Source organism: Agromyces sp. C10 (assembly GCF_023217995.1).
Classification (GTDB): domain Bacteria; phylum Actinomycetota; class Actinomycetes; order Actinomycetales; family Microbacteriaceae; genus Agromyces; species Agromyces indicus.
The window spans coordinates 399,728-418,932 of the sequence record NZ_JALPSX010000001.1 but is presented as its reverse complement, the minus strand read 5'-3'; the positions used below and the strand labels follow the sequence as shown (position 1 = coordinate 418,932).

General features: G+C 71.8%; 15 protein-coding genes, 2 tRNA genes and 1 pseudogene. 7 read left to right on the top strand and 11 right to left on the bottom strand.

The window, feature by feature from the left end:
- Positions 1-97 precede the first annotated feature (97 nt).
- From M1L56_RS02080 to M1L56_RS02065, 4 genes are all read left to right on the top strand, one after another.
- Positions 98-979, top strand: a complete 882-nt coding sequence (locus M1L56_RS02080) for an SDR family oxidoreductase (RefSeq protein WP_248597949.1) — start codon at positions 98-100, stop codon at positions 977-979.
- A gap of 37 nt (positions 980-1,016) precedes the next feature.
- On the top strand, positions 1,017-1,289 hold the full coding sequence (locus M1L56_RS02075) for a Rho termination factor N-terminal domain-containing protein (protein ID WP_067948234.1): 273 nt from the start codon (positions 1,017-1,019) through the stop codon (positions 1,287-1,289).
- A gap of 10 nt (positions 1,290-1,299) precedes the next feature.
- Positions 1,300-2,283, top strand: coding sequence for a DNA topoisomerase IB (locus M1L56_RS02070; protein WP_248597948.1), 984 nt, complete (start codon positions 1,300-1,302; stop codon positions 2,281-2,283).
- Between the two features lie 153 nt (positions 2,284-2,436).
- Entirely contained in the window at positions 2,437-3,537 is a 1,101-nt protein-coding gene (locus tag M1L56_RS02065; protein ID WP_248597988.1) for an acyl-CoA desaturase, read from the top strand.
- 66 nt (positions 3,538-3,603) lie between these two features.
- On the opposite strand, the gene M1L56_RS02060 is transcribed toward M1L56_RS02065, so the two are convergent.
- From M1L56_RS02060 to M1L56_RS02050, 3 genes are all read right to left on the bottom strand, one after another.
- A complete protein-coding gene (locus M1L56_RS02060) occupies positions 3,604-3,951 on the bottom strand; it encodes a hypothetical protein (RefSeq protein WP_248597947.1) in 348 nt (115 codons plus the stop codon).
- A 111-nt stretch (positions 3,952-4,062) separates the two neighbouring features.
- Entirely contained in the window at positions 4,063-6,549 is a 2,487-nt protein-coding gene (locus M1L56_RS02055; RefSeq protein WP_248597946.1) for an ATP-dependent DNA ligase, read from the bottom strand.
- A 90-nt stretch (positions 6,550-6,639) separates the two neighbouring features.
- Positions 6,640-7,137 (bottom strand): hypothetical protein, encoded by a 498-nt coding sequence (locus tag M1L56_RS02050; protein ID WP_248597945.1) that lies wholly within the window; start codon positions 7,135-7,137, stop codon positions 6,640-6,642.
- Positions 7,138-7,254: 117 nt separating this feature from the next.
- Here M1L56_RS02050 and M1L56_RS02045 point away from each other — a divergent pair.
- From M1L56_RS02045 to M1L56_RS02035, 3 genes and pseudogenes are all read left to right on the top strand, one after another.
- Positions 7,255-7,452: pseudogene (locus M1L56_RS02045) on the top strand (hypothetical protein); the annotation flags it as partial.
- A 4-nt stretch (positions 7,453-7,456) separates the two neighbouring features.
- Positions 7,457-8,398 carry a Ku protein gene (locus M1L56_RS02040; protein WP_248597944.1) on the top strand — a complete coding sequence of 314 codons (942 nt, stop codon included), beginning with the start codon at positions 7,457-7,459 and terminating at the stop codon, positions 8,396-8,398.
- A gap of 61 nt (positions 8,399-8,459) precedes the next feature.
- A complete protein-coding gene (locus M1L56_RS02035; RefSeq protein WP_248597943.1) occupies positions 8,460-8,771 on the top strand; it encodes a hypothetical protein in 312 nt (103 codons plus the stop codon).
- Positions 8,772-8,820: 49 nt separating this feature from the next.
- On the opposite strand, the gene treZ is transcribed toward M1L56_RS02035, so the two are convergent.
- The 8 genes from treZ to M1L56_RS16045 form a co-directional block, all read right to left on the bottom strand.
- On the bottom strand, positions 8,821-10,572 hold the full coding sequence (gene treZ / locus M1L56_RS02030; protein WP_248597942.1) for a malto-oligosyltrehalose trehalohydrolase: 1,752 nt from the start codon (positions 10,570-10,572) through the stop codon (positions 8,821-8,823).
- Positions 10,569-12,965 carry a malto-oligosyltrehalose synthase gene (treY, locus tag M1L56_RS02025; RefSeq protein WP_248597941.1) on the bottom strand — a complete coding sequence of 799 codons (2,397 nt, stop codon included), beginning with the start codon at positions 12,963-12,965 and terminating at the stop codon, positions 10,569-10,571. The genes treZ and treY overlap by 4 nt, the downstream gene beginning before the upstream one ends.
- Positions 12,962-15,169, bottom strand: coding sequence for a glycogen debranching protein GlgX (gene glgX, locus M1L56_RS02020; RefSeq protein ID WP_248597940.1), 2,208 nt, complete (start codon positions 15,167-15,169; stop codon positions 12,962-12,964). The genes treY and glgX overlap by 4 nt, the downstream gene beginning before the upstream one ends.
- 171 nt (positions 15,170-15,340) lie before the next feature.
- Positions 15,341-15,799 carry a hypothetical protein gene (locus M1L56_RS02015; RefSeq protein ID WP_067948211.1) on the bottom strand — a complete coding sequence of 153 codons (459 nt, stop codon included), beginning with the start codon at positions 15,797-15,799 and terminating at the stop codon, positions 15,341-15,343.
- A gap of 136 nt (positions 15,800-15,935) precedes the next feature.
- A tRNA-Ser gene (locus M1L56_RS02010) sits at positions 15,936-16,024 on the bottom strand.
- 86 nt (positions 16,025-16,110) lie between these two features.
- Entirely contained in the window at positions 16,111-17,415 is a 1,305-nt protein-coding gene (locus M1L56_RS02005; protein WP_248597939.1) for an LCP family protein, read from the bottom strand.
- 55 nt (positions 17,416-17,470) lie between these two features.
- A tRNA-Ser gene (locus M1L56_RS02000) sits at positions 17,471-17,555 on the bottom strand.
- Positions 17,556-17,695: 140 nt separating this feature from the next.
- Positions 17,696-19,180 (bottom strand): LCP family protein, encoded by a 1,485-nt coding sequence (locus M1L56_RS16045; protein WP_248597938.1) that lies wholly within the window; start codon positions 19,178-19,180, stop codon positions 17,696-17,698.
- Positions 19,181-19,205 lie beyond the last annotated feature (25 nt).

The following is a 19,205-nucleotide window of genomic DNA, read 5'->3' as shown; positions in this document are numbered from 1 at the left end:
AGCGCCTCGGCGGCGCCTGTCAACCCTTCGCGGCGGCCGTTGGCCGCGCGTACGGTGGCATGGTCCGGACGAGCTGGAACCGACACGAGGAGGTCCCATGACCGACCACCTGATCGACCCGACCACCAAGCACGCCGCCGAGCCGTTCCCGCGACAGGAGCAGCAGCCGCCCGGCCTCACGCCGGCGATGTCGCCGCAGCCCGACCACGGCGAGTACAGCTACCGCGGCTCGGGTCGGCTGACCGGCCGCCGGGCCCTCATCACCGGCGGCGACTCCGGCATCGGCCGCGCCGTCGCCATCGCCTTCGCCCGCGAGGGCGCCGACGTCGCCATCTCCTACCTGGAGTCGGAGCAGGCCGACGCGGAGGAGACCGCCCGCTGGGTCACCGACGCCGGTCGCAAGGCCGAGCTGCTGCCGGGCGACCTGCGCGACGAGCAGCACTGCGCCGACCTCGTCGACCGCACGTGCGACGCGTTCGGCGGCATCGACCTGCTCGTGCTCAACGCGGCCCACCAGCGCGACCGCGGCGGCATCGACGAGGTGCCCTCGGCCGACTTCGACGCCGTCATGCGCATCAACCTCTACGCGAGCGTGTTCCTCGCCCGGGCCGCAGTGCCGAGGATGCAGGCGGGGGCGTCGATCGTCACGACCTCGTCGATCCAGGGCTTCGACCCGTCGTCGCGCCTCGTCGACTACGCGATGACGAAGGCGGCGCTCGTCGCGTTCACGCGCGCGCTGGCCGAGGAGCTCGGGCCCCGCGGCATCCGCGTCAACTCGGTCGCGCCGGGTCCCATCTGGACCCCGCTCATCCCGGCGACGGGATGGCCCGACAAGCTGCCGAAGTTCGGCCAGGACACGCCCCTCGGCCGTGCCGGCCAGCCGGCCGAGCTCGCCGGCGCATACGTCTACCTCGCCTCGGATGACGCGTCGTACACGTCCGGGGCGATCCTCCCGGTCACCGGGGGCAAGCCGCTCTGAGCCACGGGCGGCCGCAGCAACGAGGAAGGAGCAGGTCATGCCGGCGAATCGACGGGGACAGTCGTCCCTGAAGGACCCGGAGCTCTACGAGAAGCTCCGCGACGAGGGGAACTCGAAGGAGAAGGCGGCCCGGATCTCCAACGCCGCCGCTGCGCGCGGCCGCAGCTCGGTCGGTCGCAAGGGCGGCAAGTCGGGCGACTACGAGGACTGGACCGTGCCCGAGCTGAAGAAGCGGGCGAAGGAACTCGGCCTCTCCGGGTACAGCAGCAAGCGCAAGGGCGAGCTCATCAGCGCCCTGCGCAACCACTGAGGGGCAGCGGATGCCGCGACTGCGACGCGTCGAACCGTACGCGTCGCCCGGCATCACGCGGCTCCGCCGGGGTCGCGGCTTCGCCTACCGGCACGCCGACGGCACGCCCGTCGACCGCGTCGACCGCAACCGGATCGCCGACCTGGCCATCCCGCCCGCCTGGAACGACGTCTGGATCGCCGAGGCGCCGAACGCGCACATCCTCGCGGTGGGCGTCGATGCCGCCGGGCGGCGGCAGTACCTGTACCACCCGGTGTGGCGCGAGCAGCAGGACATGGAGAAGTTCCTGCGGATGACCGCCCTCGCCGAGGCGCTGCCGGGTGCCCGGCGCAGCGTGCGCCGCGACCTGGCCCTCGCGGAACTCGTGCGCGAGCGCGTGCTCGCGGCGGCGTTCCGGACCCTCGACCTCGGCGCCATCCGCATCGGCTCTGAGGAGTCGCTCGCGACGGCGCGCAGCCGCGGCCTCACGACGCTGCTCGTGCGCAACGCCCGGCTCGAGGGCGAGGACGTGGTGCGCCTGAAGTTCCGCGCCAAGGGCGGCATCTCGCAGGACCTCAAGCTCTCGGACGAGTCGCTGGCGGCGTTCATCGCCGCGATGGAGGGCCGCTCCCCCAGCTCCCGGCTGTACGCGTTCAGTCACGGACGCCGGATGCGGCCGCTCGGGCCGGTCGACGTGAACGAGGACATCCGCGGTCGCACGGGCGGCGACTTCACGGCGAAGGACTTCCGCACGCTGCGCGGCACCGTCGCCGCGGCCGACCGGCTCGCACAACTCGGCACCGCCGGCACCAAGCGGGCTCGAGCGGCATCCGTCAAAGAGGCGATCGTGCACGCGAGCGAGGTGCTGGGCAACACCCCGGCGATCGCGAAGGCGAGCTACGTCGACCCGCGGGTGATCGAGGCGTACGAGCACGGGCGGCTCGTGAACCTCCGCGGCACCCGCGAGACGGCGCTGCTCCAGCTGCTCGTCGACGACGTCTCCGAGGAGTCGTAGCATCGCCCACCCGTGTGCCGGGTGGCGGTCTGCTGGGGATCTGCCGGACATGCCCCACGCGGTACGCACCCCGACGTACGCTTGCGATATCTGCAGCGGGCATTCGCTCGTGCTCCACCGGCTGGGAAGTCGACGACGACGACAGGCCGGATCATCACGACGCTCAGCCCTTCCGCGCACCTCGGTGCCGTTCGCTCCACCTCGCCCCGCGGGAACCGTCCCGCGGTCACCCAGAGCTACTCCGCGCTCTCGCAGGTCATCAAGGAGAGCGGCCTGCTGCGACGCACGCCGTGGTTCTACAGCCTGCTCGTGGGCGGGCTGGCAGTCGCCCTCGGCGGCGCCATCGCCGGGTTCGTCCTGCTCGGCGACTCGTGGTTCCAGCTGCTCATCGCCGCGGCGCTCGGCATCATCTTCACGCAGTTCGCGTTCTTCGCGCACGAGGCCTCGCACCGCGCGGTGATGTCGTCGGGCAAGGCGAACGACCGTATCGGCCGGGTGGTCGCGACCGCCGTGGTGGGCATCAGCTACCAGTGGTGGATGACCAAGCACACCCGGCACCACGCCAACCCGAACCAGGTCGGCAAGGATCCGGACATCGAGTTCGACACCGTCTCGTTCACCGAGGAGTCGGCGGCGAAGCAGCGCGGCCTCATCCGCTGGATCACGCAGCGCCAGGGCTGGCTCTTCTTCCCCCTGCTGATGCTCGAGGGCATCAACCTGCACGTGACGTCGATCCGGTCGCTCTTCGAGCGGCGCGCCGTGCCCGGCCGTGCGCTCGAGCTCGGGCTCATCGGCGCGCGTCTCGCACTGTACGTGGGCGTCGTCTTCTGGTTCCTGCCGCTCGGGATGGCGTTCGCGTTCCTCGGGGTTCAGCTGGCCGTCTTCGGCGTCTACATGGGCGCCTCGTTCGCACCGAACCACAAGGGCATGCCGCTCGTTCCGGCCGGCGCGAAGCTCGACTTCCTGAGCAAGCAGGTGCTGACCTCGCGCAACATCACGGGCCGGTGGACCAGCCCGCTGATGGGCGGTCTCAACCACCAGGTCGAGCACCACCTGTTCCCGAGCATGCCGCGCCCGCACCTCGGCAAGGCGCGCGACATCGTGCGGGAGCACTGCCGCTCCCTCGACATCCCCTACACCGAGACGACCCTCATGCGCTCGTACGGGATCGTCGTGGAGTACCTGAACCGGGTCGGGCTCGCCGCCCGGGACCCCTTCGACTGCCCCGCGGCGGGCGAGCTGCGCCGCCGCTGACGGCATGGCGAATGCCGGCCGTCCCGTAGCGGACGGCCGGATGCGTCGGACCGGCGTACCCCCCGGTCAGGCCGCTTCGACGGGCTTCGGCCCGACGTGCGTGCCGAGTTCCTTCGCCATCCGCTCGGGGTCGAGCTGGATGCCGCCGCCGGAGTTCGCGGACCGCATGAGGTCCTCGATCCAGTCGCGGCTGAGTTCGCCGGCCTCGATCTCTTCGAAGACGAAGCGGAGCGGGATGGCGGGGTGCAGCCAGAGCGAGCTGCGCCCGCGAGGCTGGTCGGGGCCGTGGCGCCACGAGAGCATGAAGCTCTCGCCGCGACGCAGCTTCGTCGTGATCGCGATCTTCAGATGCGCGAGCGCGCGATCCTCGACCTCGACCGGAGTACCGGAATCGCCGTAATAGAGAGTGCCCACGGAGCACACGGTACCCCCGTTCGGGGGCGACCGCACGCATCTTGTTCCACAATGACCGCTCTGTACGTCGATTCACAGGTCGTTCGGGCAACCGCCTTCCGCTGAACGACCTCAGGCGCCGTCCTGCGGCTCCTCCAGCCGGATGTCCTCCGGCCGCTTGTCGGGTCGCAGCCCCCGCCACCTGGGGTGCCGGGCGACCCCCGTGCGCGTCCACTCGCCGAACTCGATCTCGCCCACCAGCTCGGGTCGCACCCAGACGGCGTCGACGAGATCCTCGCCGGGCACGCCCGGCACCGGCGGCTCCGGCACGGTCATCCCGTCGAGCCGCTCGAGCAGGCGTTCGGCGTCGCGCTCACGCAGGCCCGAACCGACCCGGCCCGCGTAGCGCCATCCGCCCTCGGCCGTCGGCACGCCGAGCAGCAGCGAGCGGATGCGACCGGCACGGCCGCCCACGCCCCGCCGATACCCCACGACCACGACCTCCTGCGTCCGCGAGAGCTTCACCTTCACCCAGTCGTCGCTGCGCGCCCCGGGACGGTAGGTGGACCGGCGGCGCTTGGCGACGAGCCCCTCGAGGCCGAGGCGGCGGGCCTCCTCGAGCGCCTCCTCGGGCGGCATCCCGACGCCGGCCGGCAGGTCGACCGGGACGTCGTCGCGACGCCGCACGAGCCGCTCGAGCCGCTCGCGCCGCCGCTCGTACGGCTCGTCGACCGTCGCCGTGCCCGCGACCTCGAGCACGTCGAACAGGTGCAGCACGACCGGCACGGATGCCGCGGCCGCCTCGATCTCGCGCGGCTTCGACAGGTTCATGCGCCGCTGCAGCAGCCCGAAGTCGGGGCGCTCGGCCTCGTCGAGCGCGACGATCTCGCCGTCGACGACCGCGTCGGCGCGGAGCACGCGCGCGAGTTCGGCGAGCTCCGGATAGGTGGCGGTGACGTCGATGCCGTTCCGGCTCACGAGCCGGGTCTCGCCGTCCTCGACCTGGGCGATCACGCGGATGCCGTCCCACTTCCACTCGAGCGCCCAGTCGTCGCCCGTCACGCGGCCGATGGTGCCCGAGGTCGCCAGCATGGGCTTCGGCACGGCGGGCAGTCGAGCGGATGGCGCGGACCCGCCGCGGGCCCGCGGCCGGCGGGCGGCCGGCGGCGCGGGGTCGGCGACCGGGGTCCGAGCGGCGGGCTGCGTCTCGGCCCGGGTCGGCTCCGCGGCCGCCGCGTGCTGCTGCTCCTTCATGCGGTGCAGCAGCCACTGGCTCTTCTCGCCCTCGCCCTCGGTCCGGATGAGCGCGAGCCGCACGCGGCCGAGCGGACCGCCGACGCGACCGGAGAGCGTGAAGATGACCTCGTCGTCGCGCCACTTCTCGATCTCGTACATGCCGGTGTCCCACACCGTCATCGAGCCCGCACCGTACTGTCCGTCGGGGATGGTGCCTTCGAAGACGAGGTACTCCATCGGGTGGTCCTCGGTCTGCACGGCGAGGCTGTTGCGCTGGGCCGTCTCGGGCACGCCCTTCGGCACCGCCCAGCTCTTCAGCACGCCGTCCCGCTCGAGCCGCAGGTCGTAGTGGAGTCGGCGGGCGTGGTGCTCCTGGATCACGAACCGCGGGTCGCCGTCGTTCGCGACGCCCCACGGCGACTCGGGCATCGGCTCGGGGGTCGCGCCCGCGGTGCGCATGGACAGGTAGGTGCTGAGCGGGCCCTCGGCCGACGCCTGCGTCACCGCCAGCATCGGGTCGCCCCGTTCGGCGACGAGGGCGACCACCTCGTCGGCCTCGAGGTGCCGCAGGTCCGGGTCGTCGAGCTCCTCCCACGTGCGCGGCGCCGCCACGGTGGGGCGGAACCGGCCCCGCAGCGAGTACGGCGCGATGGTCGTCTTCTTCCCGTTGTTCTGGCTCCAGTCGATGAGCACCCGGCCGCCGCGGATGCTCTTCTTCATGCTCGACACGATGAGGTCCGGGTGGTCGGCCTCGAGCGCCTTCGCCAGCTCGTGCGCGACCGCGGAGATCTGTTCAGAGGTCTGCGACCCGTCGAGCGCGGCGTACAGGTGGATGCCCTTGCTGCCGCTCGTGACGGGCACCGCGTCGAGCCCCATGCCCGCGAGGATGCCGCGGACCATGCGGGCGACCTCCGCGCACTCCGGCAGCCCCATGCCCTCGCCCGGGTCGAGGTCGAAGACCATCCGGTCCGGATTGCCCTGGTCGCCCGCGGGCGTGAACCGCCACTGCGGCACGTGCAGCTCGATCGCGCCCATCTGCGCCAACCAGACGAGCGTCGCCCGGCTGTCGGCCATCGGGTACGACTTGTCCCCGTCGCTGTGGTGCTGCACGCCCCGGCGGATCCAGTCCGGCGCGTGCTCCTCGAGGTGCTTCTCGAAGAACGCCTGCTCCGGATGCTGCGGCGTGCCCACGCCGTTCACCCACCGCTTGCGCGTGATCGGCCGACCCGCCAGGTGCGGCAGCATCGCCGGGGCGATCTCGGCGTAGTACGCGATCATCTCGCCCTTGGTCATGCCCGTCTCCGGGTACATGACCTTGTCGAGGCTCGTCAGGCGCAGCCGCCGTCCGTCGACGTCGACCATCTGGTACGGGCCCTGCGCCATGCCCCCATCCTGCCGCGCCGACACCACCCCCACACCGACTCACGCGAAATGCCCACGCGGGGAGAACAGATCGGCTGGATCGCCGCCGGCTCACTCCGCGGGCAGGTACGGCGCGTACGCCTCCAGGCTGCCGTCACGGACCGGGACCTGGAGGGTGATCTCCTCGCCGCCGGCCGCGAGTGCGATCTCCACGTAGGAGCCGGGGATCTGCTCCACCGTCTGCATCAGGAACTCCTGCTCCTCGAGGGCGACCAGGTCGCCCGCGGGTATCTCGACCAGGACCGAGTCGTCGGCATCACTCAGTTCGACCTCCACGGCGTCGTCGCCGCGGTTGAAGATCGTGCCGAGCAATCGGCCGGGCTCGCCTTCGTCGGCCGCGACGATGACGATGCTCCGCGCTGCGACGTCGCCGACCTCGCCGTTCGCACCGAGCGCGATCGCCTCCAGTTCCTCGGGCGGGAGCGGTTCCTCACCCCCGATGATCGCGCATCCGGACATCGAGGCGAAGGCCGCGGCGGCGATCAATACGGCGGCCGCGCGACGCAGTGCGGTCCCGGGGGACGGGCTGGCGTACGGTGACGTCGTCATCCGGCGGCCCTCCTTCGGTGGGGTCTCGTGCGGTCGTCGTTCCATGCAACCCGGCGGCGGCGCGACGTTCAAGGGGGTTGCCCCGCGCGGGAATGGAGCGCACCCTGACGAGCCGATGATCCGACGTTCTCGATCCGCGGCGACGTGGCCGAGGAGTGCTGGCGGATCGTCGAGCCCGTCCTCGAGGCCTGCCGTGAAGGCCGGGTGCCGCTCGAGGACTACCGGGCCGGGTCGGCCGGCCGGGTCGGCCGGCCCGGTGGGCTGGTCGCCGCGCCGCAAGGGGTACCGCTGGCGGCATCCGCGGGTGTCTACTAAGGGAATGCGAGCCGTCTGGAAAGGGGCGGTCACATTCGGCCTGGTCAATGTGCCCGTCAAGCTGTACAGCGCCACCGAGGACCACGACGTGTCCCTGCACCAGGTGCACGACAAGGACGGCGGTCGGATCCGCTACCAGCGCGTGTGCGAGATCGACGGCGAGGTCGTGCCCTACCAGCACATCGACAAGGCGTACGACGACGGGGACCGCACCGTCATCATCACCGACGAGGACCTGAAGTCGCTGCCCGCCGAGCGGAGCCGCGAGATCGAGGTCGTCGAGTTCGTGCCCACCGAGCAGATCGACCCGATCATGTTCGACCGCAGCTACTACCTCGAACCCGACTCGGCGTCGAACAAGGCCTACGTGCTGCTGCGCGAGGCGCTCGAGTCCACCGAGCGCACGGCGGTCGTACGGATGGCGCTGCGGCAGAAGACGCGGCTCGCGGCGCTCCGCGTGTTCGGCGACGTGCTCATGGTGCAGACGCTGCGGTGGAGCGACGAGGTCCGCGAGGCGAAGTTCCCCGCGCTCGACGAGCCCGCGAAGATCACGTCGAAGGAGCTCGAGCTGTCGAAGCAGCTCATCGAGAGCCTCTCGAGCGACTTCGACCCCGAGGAGTTCGTCGACGAGTACCAGCAGGAACTCCGCACCCTCATCCAGGCCAAGCTCGAACAGGGCGACGCGATCGACACCGCGGCCACGTTCGGCGAGCAGCCCGAGGAGGAGGGCGGCGAGGTCATCGACCTCATGGAGGCCCTGCGGCAGTCCATCGCCGCGAAGCGCGGGGGCGGAGGCGCCGCCGAGGGCGAGGACGCGGAGAAGAAGCCCGCGAAGAAGCCAGCCGCGCGGAAGTCCACCGCCAAGGGCGCAGCCAAGGGCTCGTCGAAGAGCGACGACGAGGAGAAGCCCGCGGCGAAGCGCCGCACACCGAAGAAGGCGGGCTGACGGCCCGCTGCGGGAGCGTCAACCCCTGTGCCTCGCGGTCGCGCCGACGTAGCGTGGCGCCATGAGCGACAACGACGACATCCTCTCGCGCTTCGCCGCCGGCGAGGGCGAGGACGGCCCGCCGCCGCCCCGGGCGGACACGAGCGGGTCCGGCGACGACATCCCCGGCGCCAACACGAATCCCGACGACGAGCGCACGAGCCCGAGCTCGGAGAACGAGACGGCGGCCAAGCAGTCGGACCCCGTTCCCGACCGGGTCGCCGACGACGTCGACGAGTCGCAGATCCGCGCGGTGCCGGGCACCGGTGGACCCGACGACGCGGGCGACGTCGAGGTCGACCCCGACGAGCTGAACCTCCCCGGTCGGAGCTGAGTCCGACCGTCCGGACCCCGCCGACGCGGCAGGCGGCGGCGGCTCCCGCTCAGTGCACGAGCAGGACGGCCGCCGACTCGGCGGGAAGCGCCAGCACCCCGTCGGCGGGGACCTCGTCGGCGAGCGCCGGCCCCGTGGTCAGCAGGATGCTCGCGGGTTCGCCGAGTTCGACCTGCCACGCGTCGGGCCCGAGGTTCGCCAGGACCACGACGCGTTCGGGGGCGCCGGGCGCACCGCGCTCCATGCGGAACCGCTTGGTCGCGTCATCCGCCCAGGCGCTCGTGTGGCCGAACGCCGGGTCGGTGAGCTCGGGCCGCGCGCGGCGGAGGGCGATCAGACGGCGGTGCAGGTCGAGCAGGCGGGCGTGCGCGCCATCCGTCGGCTCGGTCCAGTCGAGCTTCGACCGGCGGAACGTCTCGGGATCCTGCGGGTCGGGCACGACCGATTCGTCCCAGCCCATGCGCGCGAACTCGGCGATGCGGCCCTCGGCGGTGGCCCGCCCGAGCTCGGGTTCCGGATGCGACGTGAAGAACTGCCACGGCGTCGACGCGCCCCACTCCTCGCCCATGAACAGCATGGGCGTGTACGGCGTCGTGAGGTTCAGGACCGCCGCGATCGCGAGCCGCGGCTCGGACAGGGTCTGCGAGATGCGGTCGCCCGTCGCGCGGTTGCCCACCTGGTCGTGGTCCTGCGTGAACGTGACGAGGCGCCACGTTGGCGTCGCGGGGTCGATGGGGAAGCCGTGGTCGCGGCCGCGGAACGACGAGAAGGTGCCGTCGTGGAAGAACCCGCGCGTCGTCGTCTTCACGAGCGCGTCGAGCGACGCGAAGTCGGCGTAGTAGCCCGCCGTCTCGCCCGTGAGCGCGACGTGCATGGCGTGGTGGTGGTCGTCGCTCCACTGCGCGGTGAGGCCGTAGCCGCCGGCGTCGCGCGGGGTGATCAGCTTCGGGTCGTTGAGGTCGGACTCGGCGATGAGCGTGAGCGGCCGGCCGAGCTCGGCCGAGAGCGCGTCAGCGTGCTCCGCCAGCTCCTGCAGGATGTGCCGCTCGGAGCCGTCGCGCAGGGCGTGCACCGCGTCGAGCCGCAGGCCGTCGACGTGGAAGTCGCGGAGCCACATCATCGCGTTGTCGACGATGTAGCGGCGCACCTCGGGCTCGTCGAGGTTCACCGAGTCGCCCCAGGTGTTGCGCTCGGCCGCGCGCAGGTAGGGTCCGAACCGCGGCAGGTAGTTGCCGCTCGGGCCGAGGTGGTTGTACACGACGTCCTGGATCACGCCGAGGCCGCGCGCGTGGCACGCGTCGACGAACCGCTGGTAGGCGGCCGGCCCGCCGTACCCCTCGTGGACGGCGTACCAGAGCACGCCGTCGTAGCCCCAGTTGTGGGTGCCGTTGAACGCGTTCACGGGCAGCAGCTCGACGAAGTCGACGCCGAGGTCGACGAGGTGGTCGAGGCGGTCGATGGCGGAGTCGAGGGTGCCCTCGGGCGTGAACGTGCCGAGGTGCAGCTCGTAGATCACCCCGCCCGCGAGTTCGCGGCCCGGCCACGCGGCATCCGCCCACTCGTGCGCCCCGAGATCGACCGCGGCGCTGAGGTCGTGGACGCCGCGCGGCTGGCGGCGCGACCGCGGGTCGGGCAGGGCGCGGTCGTCGTCGTCGAGCACGAAGCCGTACTCGTCGCCGACGGCGAGGTCGACGGCGGCGCGCCAGTGGCCGGCGTCGTCGCGCTGCATCGGCAGGTCGTCGTAGCCGGGCCGGCGGAGCGCCACCCGCTGCGGGATGGGCGCCCAGAGCTCCACGGTCATCGGGTCTCCTCGGGTTCGGCGGGGGTGAGCAAGGCCACGGGATAGGTCGCGAGCAGGTCGGCGAGGCGCACCCGGCCGCCGTCGAACCGCCGGCCGGTGAGTGCGTCCCGCAGCGGCATCCGCCGCACGAGCACCTCGGTGTCGCCCCAGGCCTCGGGGCCGACGGATGCCGCGGGGTCGCCCCCGGCACGCCCGGCGAGGCCCACGGGCAGTCGCGTGGCCACGGTGATCGCGCCGCCGCGATCGAACGCGACCGCGTGCCGTGCCGCATCGCCGACCACCTCGAGCGGGGTGTACCTCGTGAACCACTCCGGGCGGTCGCGCCGCAGTCGGAGGGCGCGGGAGGTGACGAGCAGCTTCACCGCGGCGGTCCCGTCGACGTCCGGCAGCTCGCCGCGCTCGAAGCCGGCGTCGACCTCGCGCAGCAGGCGCCGCCGCAGGTCGAAGTCGACCGGGCGGCGGTTGTCGGGGTCGACGAGGCTCGTCTCCCACAGCTCGCTGCCCTGGTAGACGTCGGGCACGCCGGGCATCGTGAGCTGCAGCAGCTTCGCGGCGAGCGAGTTGGACCATCCGGCGGGTGCGACCCAGGCCACGAACGCGTCGAGTCGTTCGCGCACGGCCGGCACGTCGAACGCCCGGTCGACGACCTCGTGCATGCGCCGCTCGAACGCCTCGTCGGGCGCGGTCCAGTGCGTCGACACGGATGCCTCGCGCGCGGCCTTGTCGGCGTAGGCGTGCGCCCGTTCGCGCTCGAGCGGCCACGCTCCGACGATCGCCTGCCAGAGCAGGGCGTCGAAGGGGCCGTCGCCCGTGGAACCGGCCGTCGCGCGCAGCCCGTCGAGTTCGAGCGACCAGCGTTCCGGGATCTCGGCGAGCACGTCGATGCGGGCGCGGACGTCCTCGCCTCGCTTGGTGTCGTGCGTCGACAGGGTCGTCATCGAGTCCGGCCACGCCGCGTTCCGCCGCACCTGCCGGGCGTGGAAGGCCTCGACGTCGATCGCGAACTCCGACGGGTCGCCGCCGACCTCGGTGAGCGATCCGAGGCGCGTGAAGCGGTAGAACGCCGTGTCCTCGACGCCCTTCGCCATGACCATGCCGCTCGTCTGCTGGAACCGGATGGCCACCGGATGGGTCGGATCGGCGAGCACGGGCAGCAGCGCGTCGACGGATGCCGCGAGGTCGGGCCGGTGCTCGCGCGCGAGCCGCGCGGCCTCGTCGAGGTGCTCGCGGCCGGCCGGGAGGTACGAGCGGTACACCGGGAAGCACGCGAGGAGCTCGGCGAGCGCGTCGGCGGCGTCGGCCGGCCGAGCGCCGGGCAGCATCCGCTCGAGCCGGAGCACCTCGCTGCGGAGGATGCCGTCGGCGACGCCGCGCTTGGTGCCGTGGATCAGCTCGTGCCAGTCGGTCGGGCCGTCGATGCCGGTCTCGGCGCGGAGGCGGGCGTCGAGCGCGTCGAGCGCGGCCTCCCCCGCCGGGTCGACCAGGACCCGGTCGACGTCGGCGAGGGCGTCGTACCCGGTCGTGCCGTCCGTGCGCCAGTGCGGCGGCAACGGCTCGTCGCCCTCGAGGATCTTCTCGACGAGCACGTAGGCGCCGTCGGTCGCGTCGGCGAGCCGGTCGAGGTAGTCCCCCGGCGCGGCCAGCCCGTCCGGATGGTCGACCCGCAGCCCGTCGGCGAGGCCCTCGCGCACCCACCGGACGATCTCGACGTGCGTGCCGTCGAACACCTCGGCCCGTTCCACGCGGATGCCCGCGAGCTCGTTCACCGCGAAGAAGCGCCGGTAGTTGAGTTCGGCGTCGGCGCGCTGCCAGTTCACGAGCTCGTAGTGCTGGCGCCCGTGGACGGTCAGCGCGTCGGCGCCGTCATCGGCTGAGCCGGGCGCGAGCGGGAACCGGTGCTCGAAGTACCGCAGCTCGCCGTGCTCCACCCGCAGGTCGCCCGCGGCCACCGCCTCCTCGACCGTGCCGCCGAGCACCGGCAGGCGCACCCTGCCGCCAGTCAGGGCCCAGTCGACATCGAACGTGTCGGCGTGCGGCGAGTCGGGACCGTGCTGGAGCAGGCTCCACCAGGCCGGGTTCTGCGCGGCGTCCGCGACGCCCACGTGGTTCGGGACGATGTCGACCAGGATGCCGCGGCCGCGAGCGTGCGCGGCATCCGCCACCGCCTCGAGGCCCGCCTCGCCGCCGCGCGCCGGGTCGACCCGGTCGTGCGCGACGACGTCGTAGCCGTGGTCGGAACCCGCCCGCGACGGCAGGATCGGCGACAGGTAGACCCAGTCGGCGCCGAGGGCGTCGAGGTAGTCCACGACGGATGCCGCGTCGTGCAGGTCGAACGACGGCCGCACCTGCAGCCGGTACGTCGAACGCGGCGCGCGCCGCGGCGCCCGGCTCACGCGCCGGCCTCGGACTTCGGGGGCGACCCCTCGCTCGTGCCGGAACCGGCCATCGCCGACAGCGAGGCCGCGACCGAGTGATCGACCTCGTCCGGCTCCGGGTCGCGCTGGCAGAGCACCATCATCGACCGCTGCTCGACCGCGATCGCATCGCCCGGCTCGATCGGGCCGGTGTCGGCCCGCTTGCCGGCGGTGTCGATGACGACCTCCCACTCCGGCGAGAACTCGTGCATCGGGATCCGGAACTCGACCGTGTCGTCGTGCGCGTTGAAGAGCAGGATGAAGTGCCGATCGACGATCCGCTCGCCGCGGCGGTCGCGCTCGCGGATGCCCTCGCCGTTCAGGAACACCCCGATCGCCTTGCCGAAGCCGGCATCCCAGTCCTCGGGCTCCATCGTCGAGCCGTCCGGACGCAGCCAGACGATGTCGGGCACCGGGTCGCCCTCACCGCGACGGACGGGCCGGCCGTCGAAGAACCGGCTGCGGCGGAACGTCGGGTGCTCGGCGCGCAGCTTCGCGACCGCCGCCGTGAACTCGATGAGCGGCTGGTCGGCGTGCTCCCAGTCGATCCAGCTCAGCTCGTTGTCCTGCGCGTAGACGTTGTTGTTGCCCTGCTGGGTGCGCCCGAGCTCGTCGCCGTGCGAGAGCATCGGCACGCCCTGCGACAGCAGCAGCGTCGTGATGAAGTTGCGCTGCTGCCGGGCGCGGAGGGTGAGGATCTCGGGATCGTCGGTCGGCCCCTCGACGCCGAGGTTGTACGACCGGTTGTGCGATTCGCCGTCGTTGTTGTCCTCGCCGTTGGCCTCGTTGTGCTTCTCGTTGTACGAGACGAGGTCGCGCAGGGTGAACCCGTCGTGCGCGGTGACGAAGTTGATGGAGGCCACGGGCCGGCGCCCCGAGTGCTCGTACAGGTCGGCCGAGCCGGTGAACCGCGAGGCGAACTCGCCGAGGGTGGCGGGTTCGCCGCGCCAGAAGTCGCGCACGGTGTCGCGGTACTTGCCGTTCCACTCGGTCCACTGCGGCGGGAAGTTGCCCACCTGGTAGCCGCCGGGACCGACGTCCCACGGCTCGGCGATGAGCTTGACCTGCGAGACCACCGGGTCCTGCTGCACCAGTTCGAAGAAGGTCGACAGCTTGTCGACCTCGTAGAACTCGCGGGCGAGGGTGGAGGCGAGGTCGAAGCGGAACCCGTCGACGTGCATCTCGAGCACCCAGTAGCGCAGCGAGTCCATGATGAGCTGCAGCGAGTGCGGGTGGCCGACGTTCAGCGAGTTGCCGGTGCCGGTGTAGTCCATGTAGTACCGCTTGTCGTCGTCGACGAGGCGGTAGTAGGCGGCGTTGTCGATGCCGCGCATCGAGAGGGTCGGGCCGAGGTGGTTGCCCTCGGCGGTGTGGTTGTAGACCACGTCGAGGATGACCTCGATGCCCGCCGCGTGGAGCGACTTCACCATCCCCTTGAACTCCTGCACCTGCTCGCCGCGCTGCCCCGTCGAGGCGTAGGCGTTGTGCGGCGCGAAGAACGCGATGGTGTTGTAGCCCCAGTAGTTCGACAGGCCCTTCTCCTGAAGGGTGCCGTCGTTCACGAACTGGTGCACCGGCATCAGCTCGATCGCCGTCACGCCGATCTTGACCAGGTGGTCGATGACGGCGGGGTGCCCGATGCCGGCGTACGTGCCGCGCAGCTCGTCCGGGATGCCGGGGAGCGTCTCGGTGAGGCCCTTCACGTGCGCCTCGTAGATGAAGGACGCGGCGTACGGGGTCCGCGGGTGACGGTCGCCGGTCCAGTCGAAGAACGGGTTGGTCACGACGCCGAGCATCATGCTCTTCGCGGAGTCGTCGTCGTTGCGCTTCTCGGGCTTGCCGAACTGGTACCCGAACAGGGACTGGTTCCAGTTCAGCTCGCCGTCGACCGCCTTGGCGTAGGGGTCGAGCAGCAGCTTGTTCGGGTTGCAGCGCAGCCCCTGGTCGGGGTCGTTCGGCCCGTGCACGCGGTAGCCGTACCGCTGGCCGGGCTGCACCTGCGGGAGGTAGGCGTGCCAGATGTAGGCGTCGACGTCGATGAGCTCGACCCGCGTCTCGCGACCGCGGTCGTCGAACAGGCACAGTTCGACCTTCTCGGCGACCTCGCTGAAGAGCGCGAAGTTCGTGCCGTTGCCGTCGAACGTCGCCCCCAGCGGGTAGGTGGAACCGGGCCAGGTGTGCATGCATCCCCCAACGGTCAGCTTCAGGTCATCGTAGGCGCCAGCGCCCGGTGCGTCGTACGGCCCCCGAACCGGATGGTCCGGTCCGAGGTGCGCCGAGACGACGAGACGGCGCGGGCCGGGTGTCGATGCGGTATCGCACCCGGCCCGCGCCGGTCGTGGTTCGCGGACCGGCTAGCGGTCCTCGCCGCAGACGGCCGTGACCTCGCCGGCCGCCTCCTGGACGGCGGTCTGGCGCTCGGCGAGCTCCTCCGGGTCCTGCTCGATCGCGGTGACCGACGGGTCGTCCTCGGTCGGCGCCTCCGTGAGGCCGCCGGCGTACTCGCCGACCGCGTCGAGCTCGCTCTTGAAGTCCTCGACCGCGGACTTCAGGTCGTCGTCGTCGCCCGCCTCCTCGGCGGCGGCGTCGACCCGCGACTGCGCGTCGCTCAGGTAGGACTCGATCTCGTCGGTCGACGACGCGGACGCGAGCGTGTTCTGCACGCCGTTCGAGACGTCGCGCACCTCGCTCGCGACCGTGGTGCAGGTGTCGCCGCTCGAGCCGGCGGTGTCTCCGCCGCCCTCGGCTGCGCAGCCCGACAGGGCAAGGGCACCGGCGAAGACCAGTGCGGCAGGCATGGCGATGCGTCGCATGCGTATTCCTCCGTGTTCTCGTGAAACAGATGGAGTCTACTCAGCGGCGCCGACAGGGCCCGGGGGGTTGCGCCCGACGGCCCCGACCCATGGCGGATACGACGAAGGCCGCCCCTCGGGGCGGCCTCTCATCGAGCGGAGACGGCGGGATTTGAACCCGCGGTCCCCTTACGGGGACTCCACCTTAGCAGGGTGGTGCACTCGACCGGACTATGCGACGTCTCCATGCGCGAACCCGGAGGCGCACGCGACTGCCATCATAACCGGCATCCGCTGCGATGGCGATTCGGGCACGGATGCCGCGTGGCGGCCTACTGGTCGGCGAGCGTGCGACCGGCCGAGCAACGCGTCTCGGCGGCGGTCTGGCCGGTGACGTCGGAGGGCAGGGCCTGCTCGGTGGGCGCGGGCGCGGCCTCGCCGGTCTCGCCCGTCTCGCCTGTCTCCGCGTCGCCGGTCTCGGTCGCCGTCTCGGGCGCAGCCTCGGGCGCGGGCGCGTTCGGGTCGCCGACCGACGCGTACGAGTTGTCCTCGAGCGCCGTCGGGTCGAGCACGATCGGCACGTCCTGCTGGAGCGCGAGGTTGACCGCCTCCGCCGAGTCGGTCGGCATCACCGCGCTCCAGTCCTCGGAGTACGCGGTCGGGTACTGCACGAACGCGATCTTGGCGAGGTCGATGTCCTTCGCCGCCTTGGCGATCGAGACCATCTTGGTCGGGTCGGCGAGTGAGTTGGACAGCTGCATGTTGTCGAGCGCCGCCTTGGCGATCGAGTACATCTTCGTCGGATCGGTGAGCGTGCCGTTCGACTGCAGCTCACGGGCGAGCGCCGACATGAAGACCTGCTGGTTGGAGATGCGGCCGAGGTCGGACCCGTCGCCGACGCCGTAGCGCGTGCGGAGGAACTGCAGCGCCTGCAGGCCCTTCAGCTCGTGCGAGCCGGCAGTGAGGTAGAGGTCGGTGTGCTCGTCCTCGATGGGCTCGGCCACGCACACCTCGACACCGCCGACGGCCTCCGAGATGGCCGCCGCACCCATGAACTGCACGATGCCCGCGAACGGCACCGTGACGCCGGTCAGGTTCTCGACGGTCTTCACCACGCACGGCATCCCGCCGTAGTCGAGCACCGAGTTCAGCTTGACGCCGTACTGCTCCCAGAGTTCCTCGCCCGTCTCGGGGTCGGTGCAGCCCGCGGGCACGTCGACGAGCATGTCGCGCGGGAAGCTCACGACGGACGCGTGCGTGTGGTCCTGCGAGATGTGGAGCAGCAGGTTGACGTCGTTGAGCACGCTCGTCTCGAGGTCGGGGTCGCCGAACCCGTCGCCCTGGCCCTCGCGGCTGTCGCTGCCGATGATGAGCAGGTTCACGCCGCCCTCGATGGCGCCGACGTCGGGGATGCCGTCGAGCGCCGACTCGTTGCCGAGCTCGATCGTCGGCTTGGCGGTCGCGGCGAGGTCGAACGCGGCGTACGCGGCGACGGCCGTGCCCGACGCGAGGACGACGGCGAGCACCGAGGCGGTCGCCTTCGCGACCGTGCCCCAGACGCCGTGACGGCGAAGACGGCCGTGACGGGCGATCGCCGGCGCGTCGTCGGCGCCACGAGTGGTTCGCTGGCGGCTCACTCCGGGGATCTCCTCTCGGCTCGTCGAAGTCGTTGCTGATCAGGGTCTTGTGGTGCGGAGGGCGTGGGATTCGAACCCACGAGGCATTGCTGCCCACCGGTTTTCAAGACCGGCTCCATCGGCCGCTCGGACAGCCCTCCTCGCCGCGCATCGGCGCCGGCTGGGCGGTGCCGAGTGGCGGACAGGCCCCGATTCTAGCCGACGCGCACTTCCGAAAGCCTGCCACGGCGTGCCTGTGGGAGCGCTGAAACGGATGGCGCGCCGCGCCGATCCGGTCGGATCAGCCGGGATTCGCCGTGGCGCAGCGCTCCTCGGCCGCGGTGAGGCCGGTCACGTCCTGCGGCAGCTGCTCCGCGGCGGGCACGGTCGCGGGAACCGTGGGCACGGGCGTGTCGACGGGGTCCGATGCGGGCGGCTGGTTCGCGGCATCCGTCGGCGGCGCGTTCGGGTCGGCCGTGCCGTACGACGCCTCGCTCGTGGCGTTCGGGTCGAACACCACGGGTTCGTCCTGCTGCAGCGCCCGGTTCACGATGTCGGCGGACGACGTCGGCTCGACGGCCGAGAAGTCCCACGTGTAGGCGGTCGGGTACTGGATGAAGGCGATCTTCTCGAGGTCGACGTCGGCGAGCGTGCGCGCGACCGAGATGAGCCGGCCCGGATCCTGCAGGGACGTCGACAGCGTCATGTTCTGCAGGACGGCCTGCGCGATCCCGTAGAGCTTGACCGGATCCCGAAGCGTGCCGCTCGACTGCAGGGTCCGCGCCAGCGACGCCAGGAAGGTCTGCTGCACCGAGATGCGGCCGAGGTCGCTGCCGTCGCCGACGCCGTGGCGGGTGCGGAGGAAGGCGAGCGCGTCGTAGCCGGAGATCTTGTGGCGCCCGGCGTCGAGCTTCAGCCCGGAGCGCGGGTCGTCGATCGGGTCGACGAGGCACACCTCGACGCCGCCGACCGCCTCGGACAGCGCCGCCACGCCCTTGAACTGCACGATGCCGCCGACGGGGATGGTGATGCCGGTGAGCTGCTCGATGGTCTTCGCCACGCAGGGCAGGCCGCCCCAGGAGAGCACCTGGTTGAGCTTCACGTCGTAGCCCGGCGGAAGCGTGCTCGAGGCGTCGGCCGGGTCGGTGCACTCGGGCACGTCGACCAGCATGTCGCGCGGGAAGCTCACCACCTCGACGTGGGAGTGGTCCTGGGAGATGTGCAGCAGCATCGTGACGTCGTTCAGCTCGGCCGAGTCGATCTCGGGGTCGCCGAACGACCCGTCGGCGGGTCGCTTGTCGCTGCCGACGAGGAGGAAGTTGAGGCCGCCCTCCATCGCGCCGATGTCAGGCACGTCGGCGAGGATCTCCTCGCTCTCGAACACGACGCCGGGCTGCACGCCGCGCACCAGGTTGCCGACGGCGTACGCGCCCACCGCCGTCGCGCTCACGGCGACCACGGCGACCGCGGCGCCGACCACCTTCGCGACCGTGCGCACCGTCGAACGACGGGTGAGACGCCCGTGACGGGCCGGCGGCACGTCGGCCTCGCCGAGCACCGGGGTGCCCGTGTGCGTCCGCGAGGGCGCGGGCGGCACGGGCGTGTCGATCAGCCCATCACCGGCGGGCGCATCGGCCGCGGGCGCAGCGTCGATCGGCGCATCGCTCGTGGGCGCATCGGTCTCGGGCGCATCCGTGCCCGCGTCGCCGTCCGTCGCCGGCGCCGCCCCGTCGCGCTCCGCATCACGCGGACCCGGATCCTCATCGCCCATTCGCGTGTCCCCCACCGTCGATCCTACTCGCGGCGGGGCG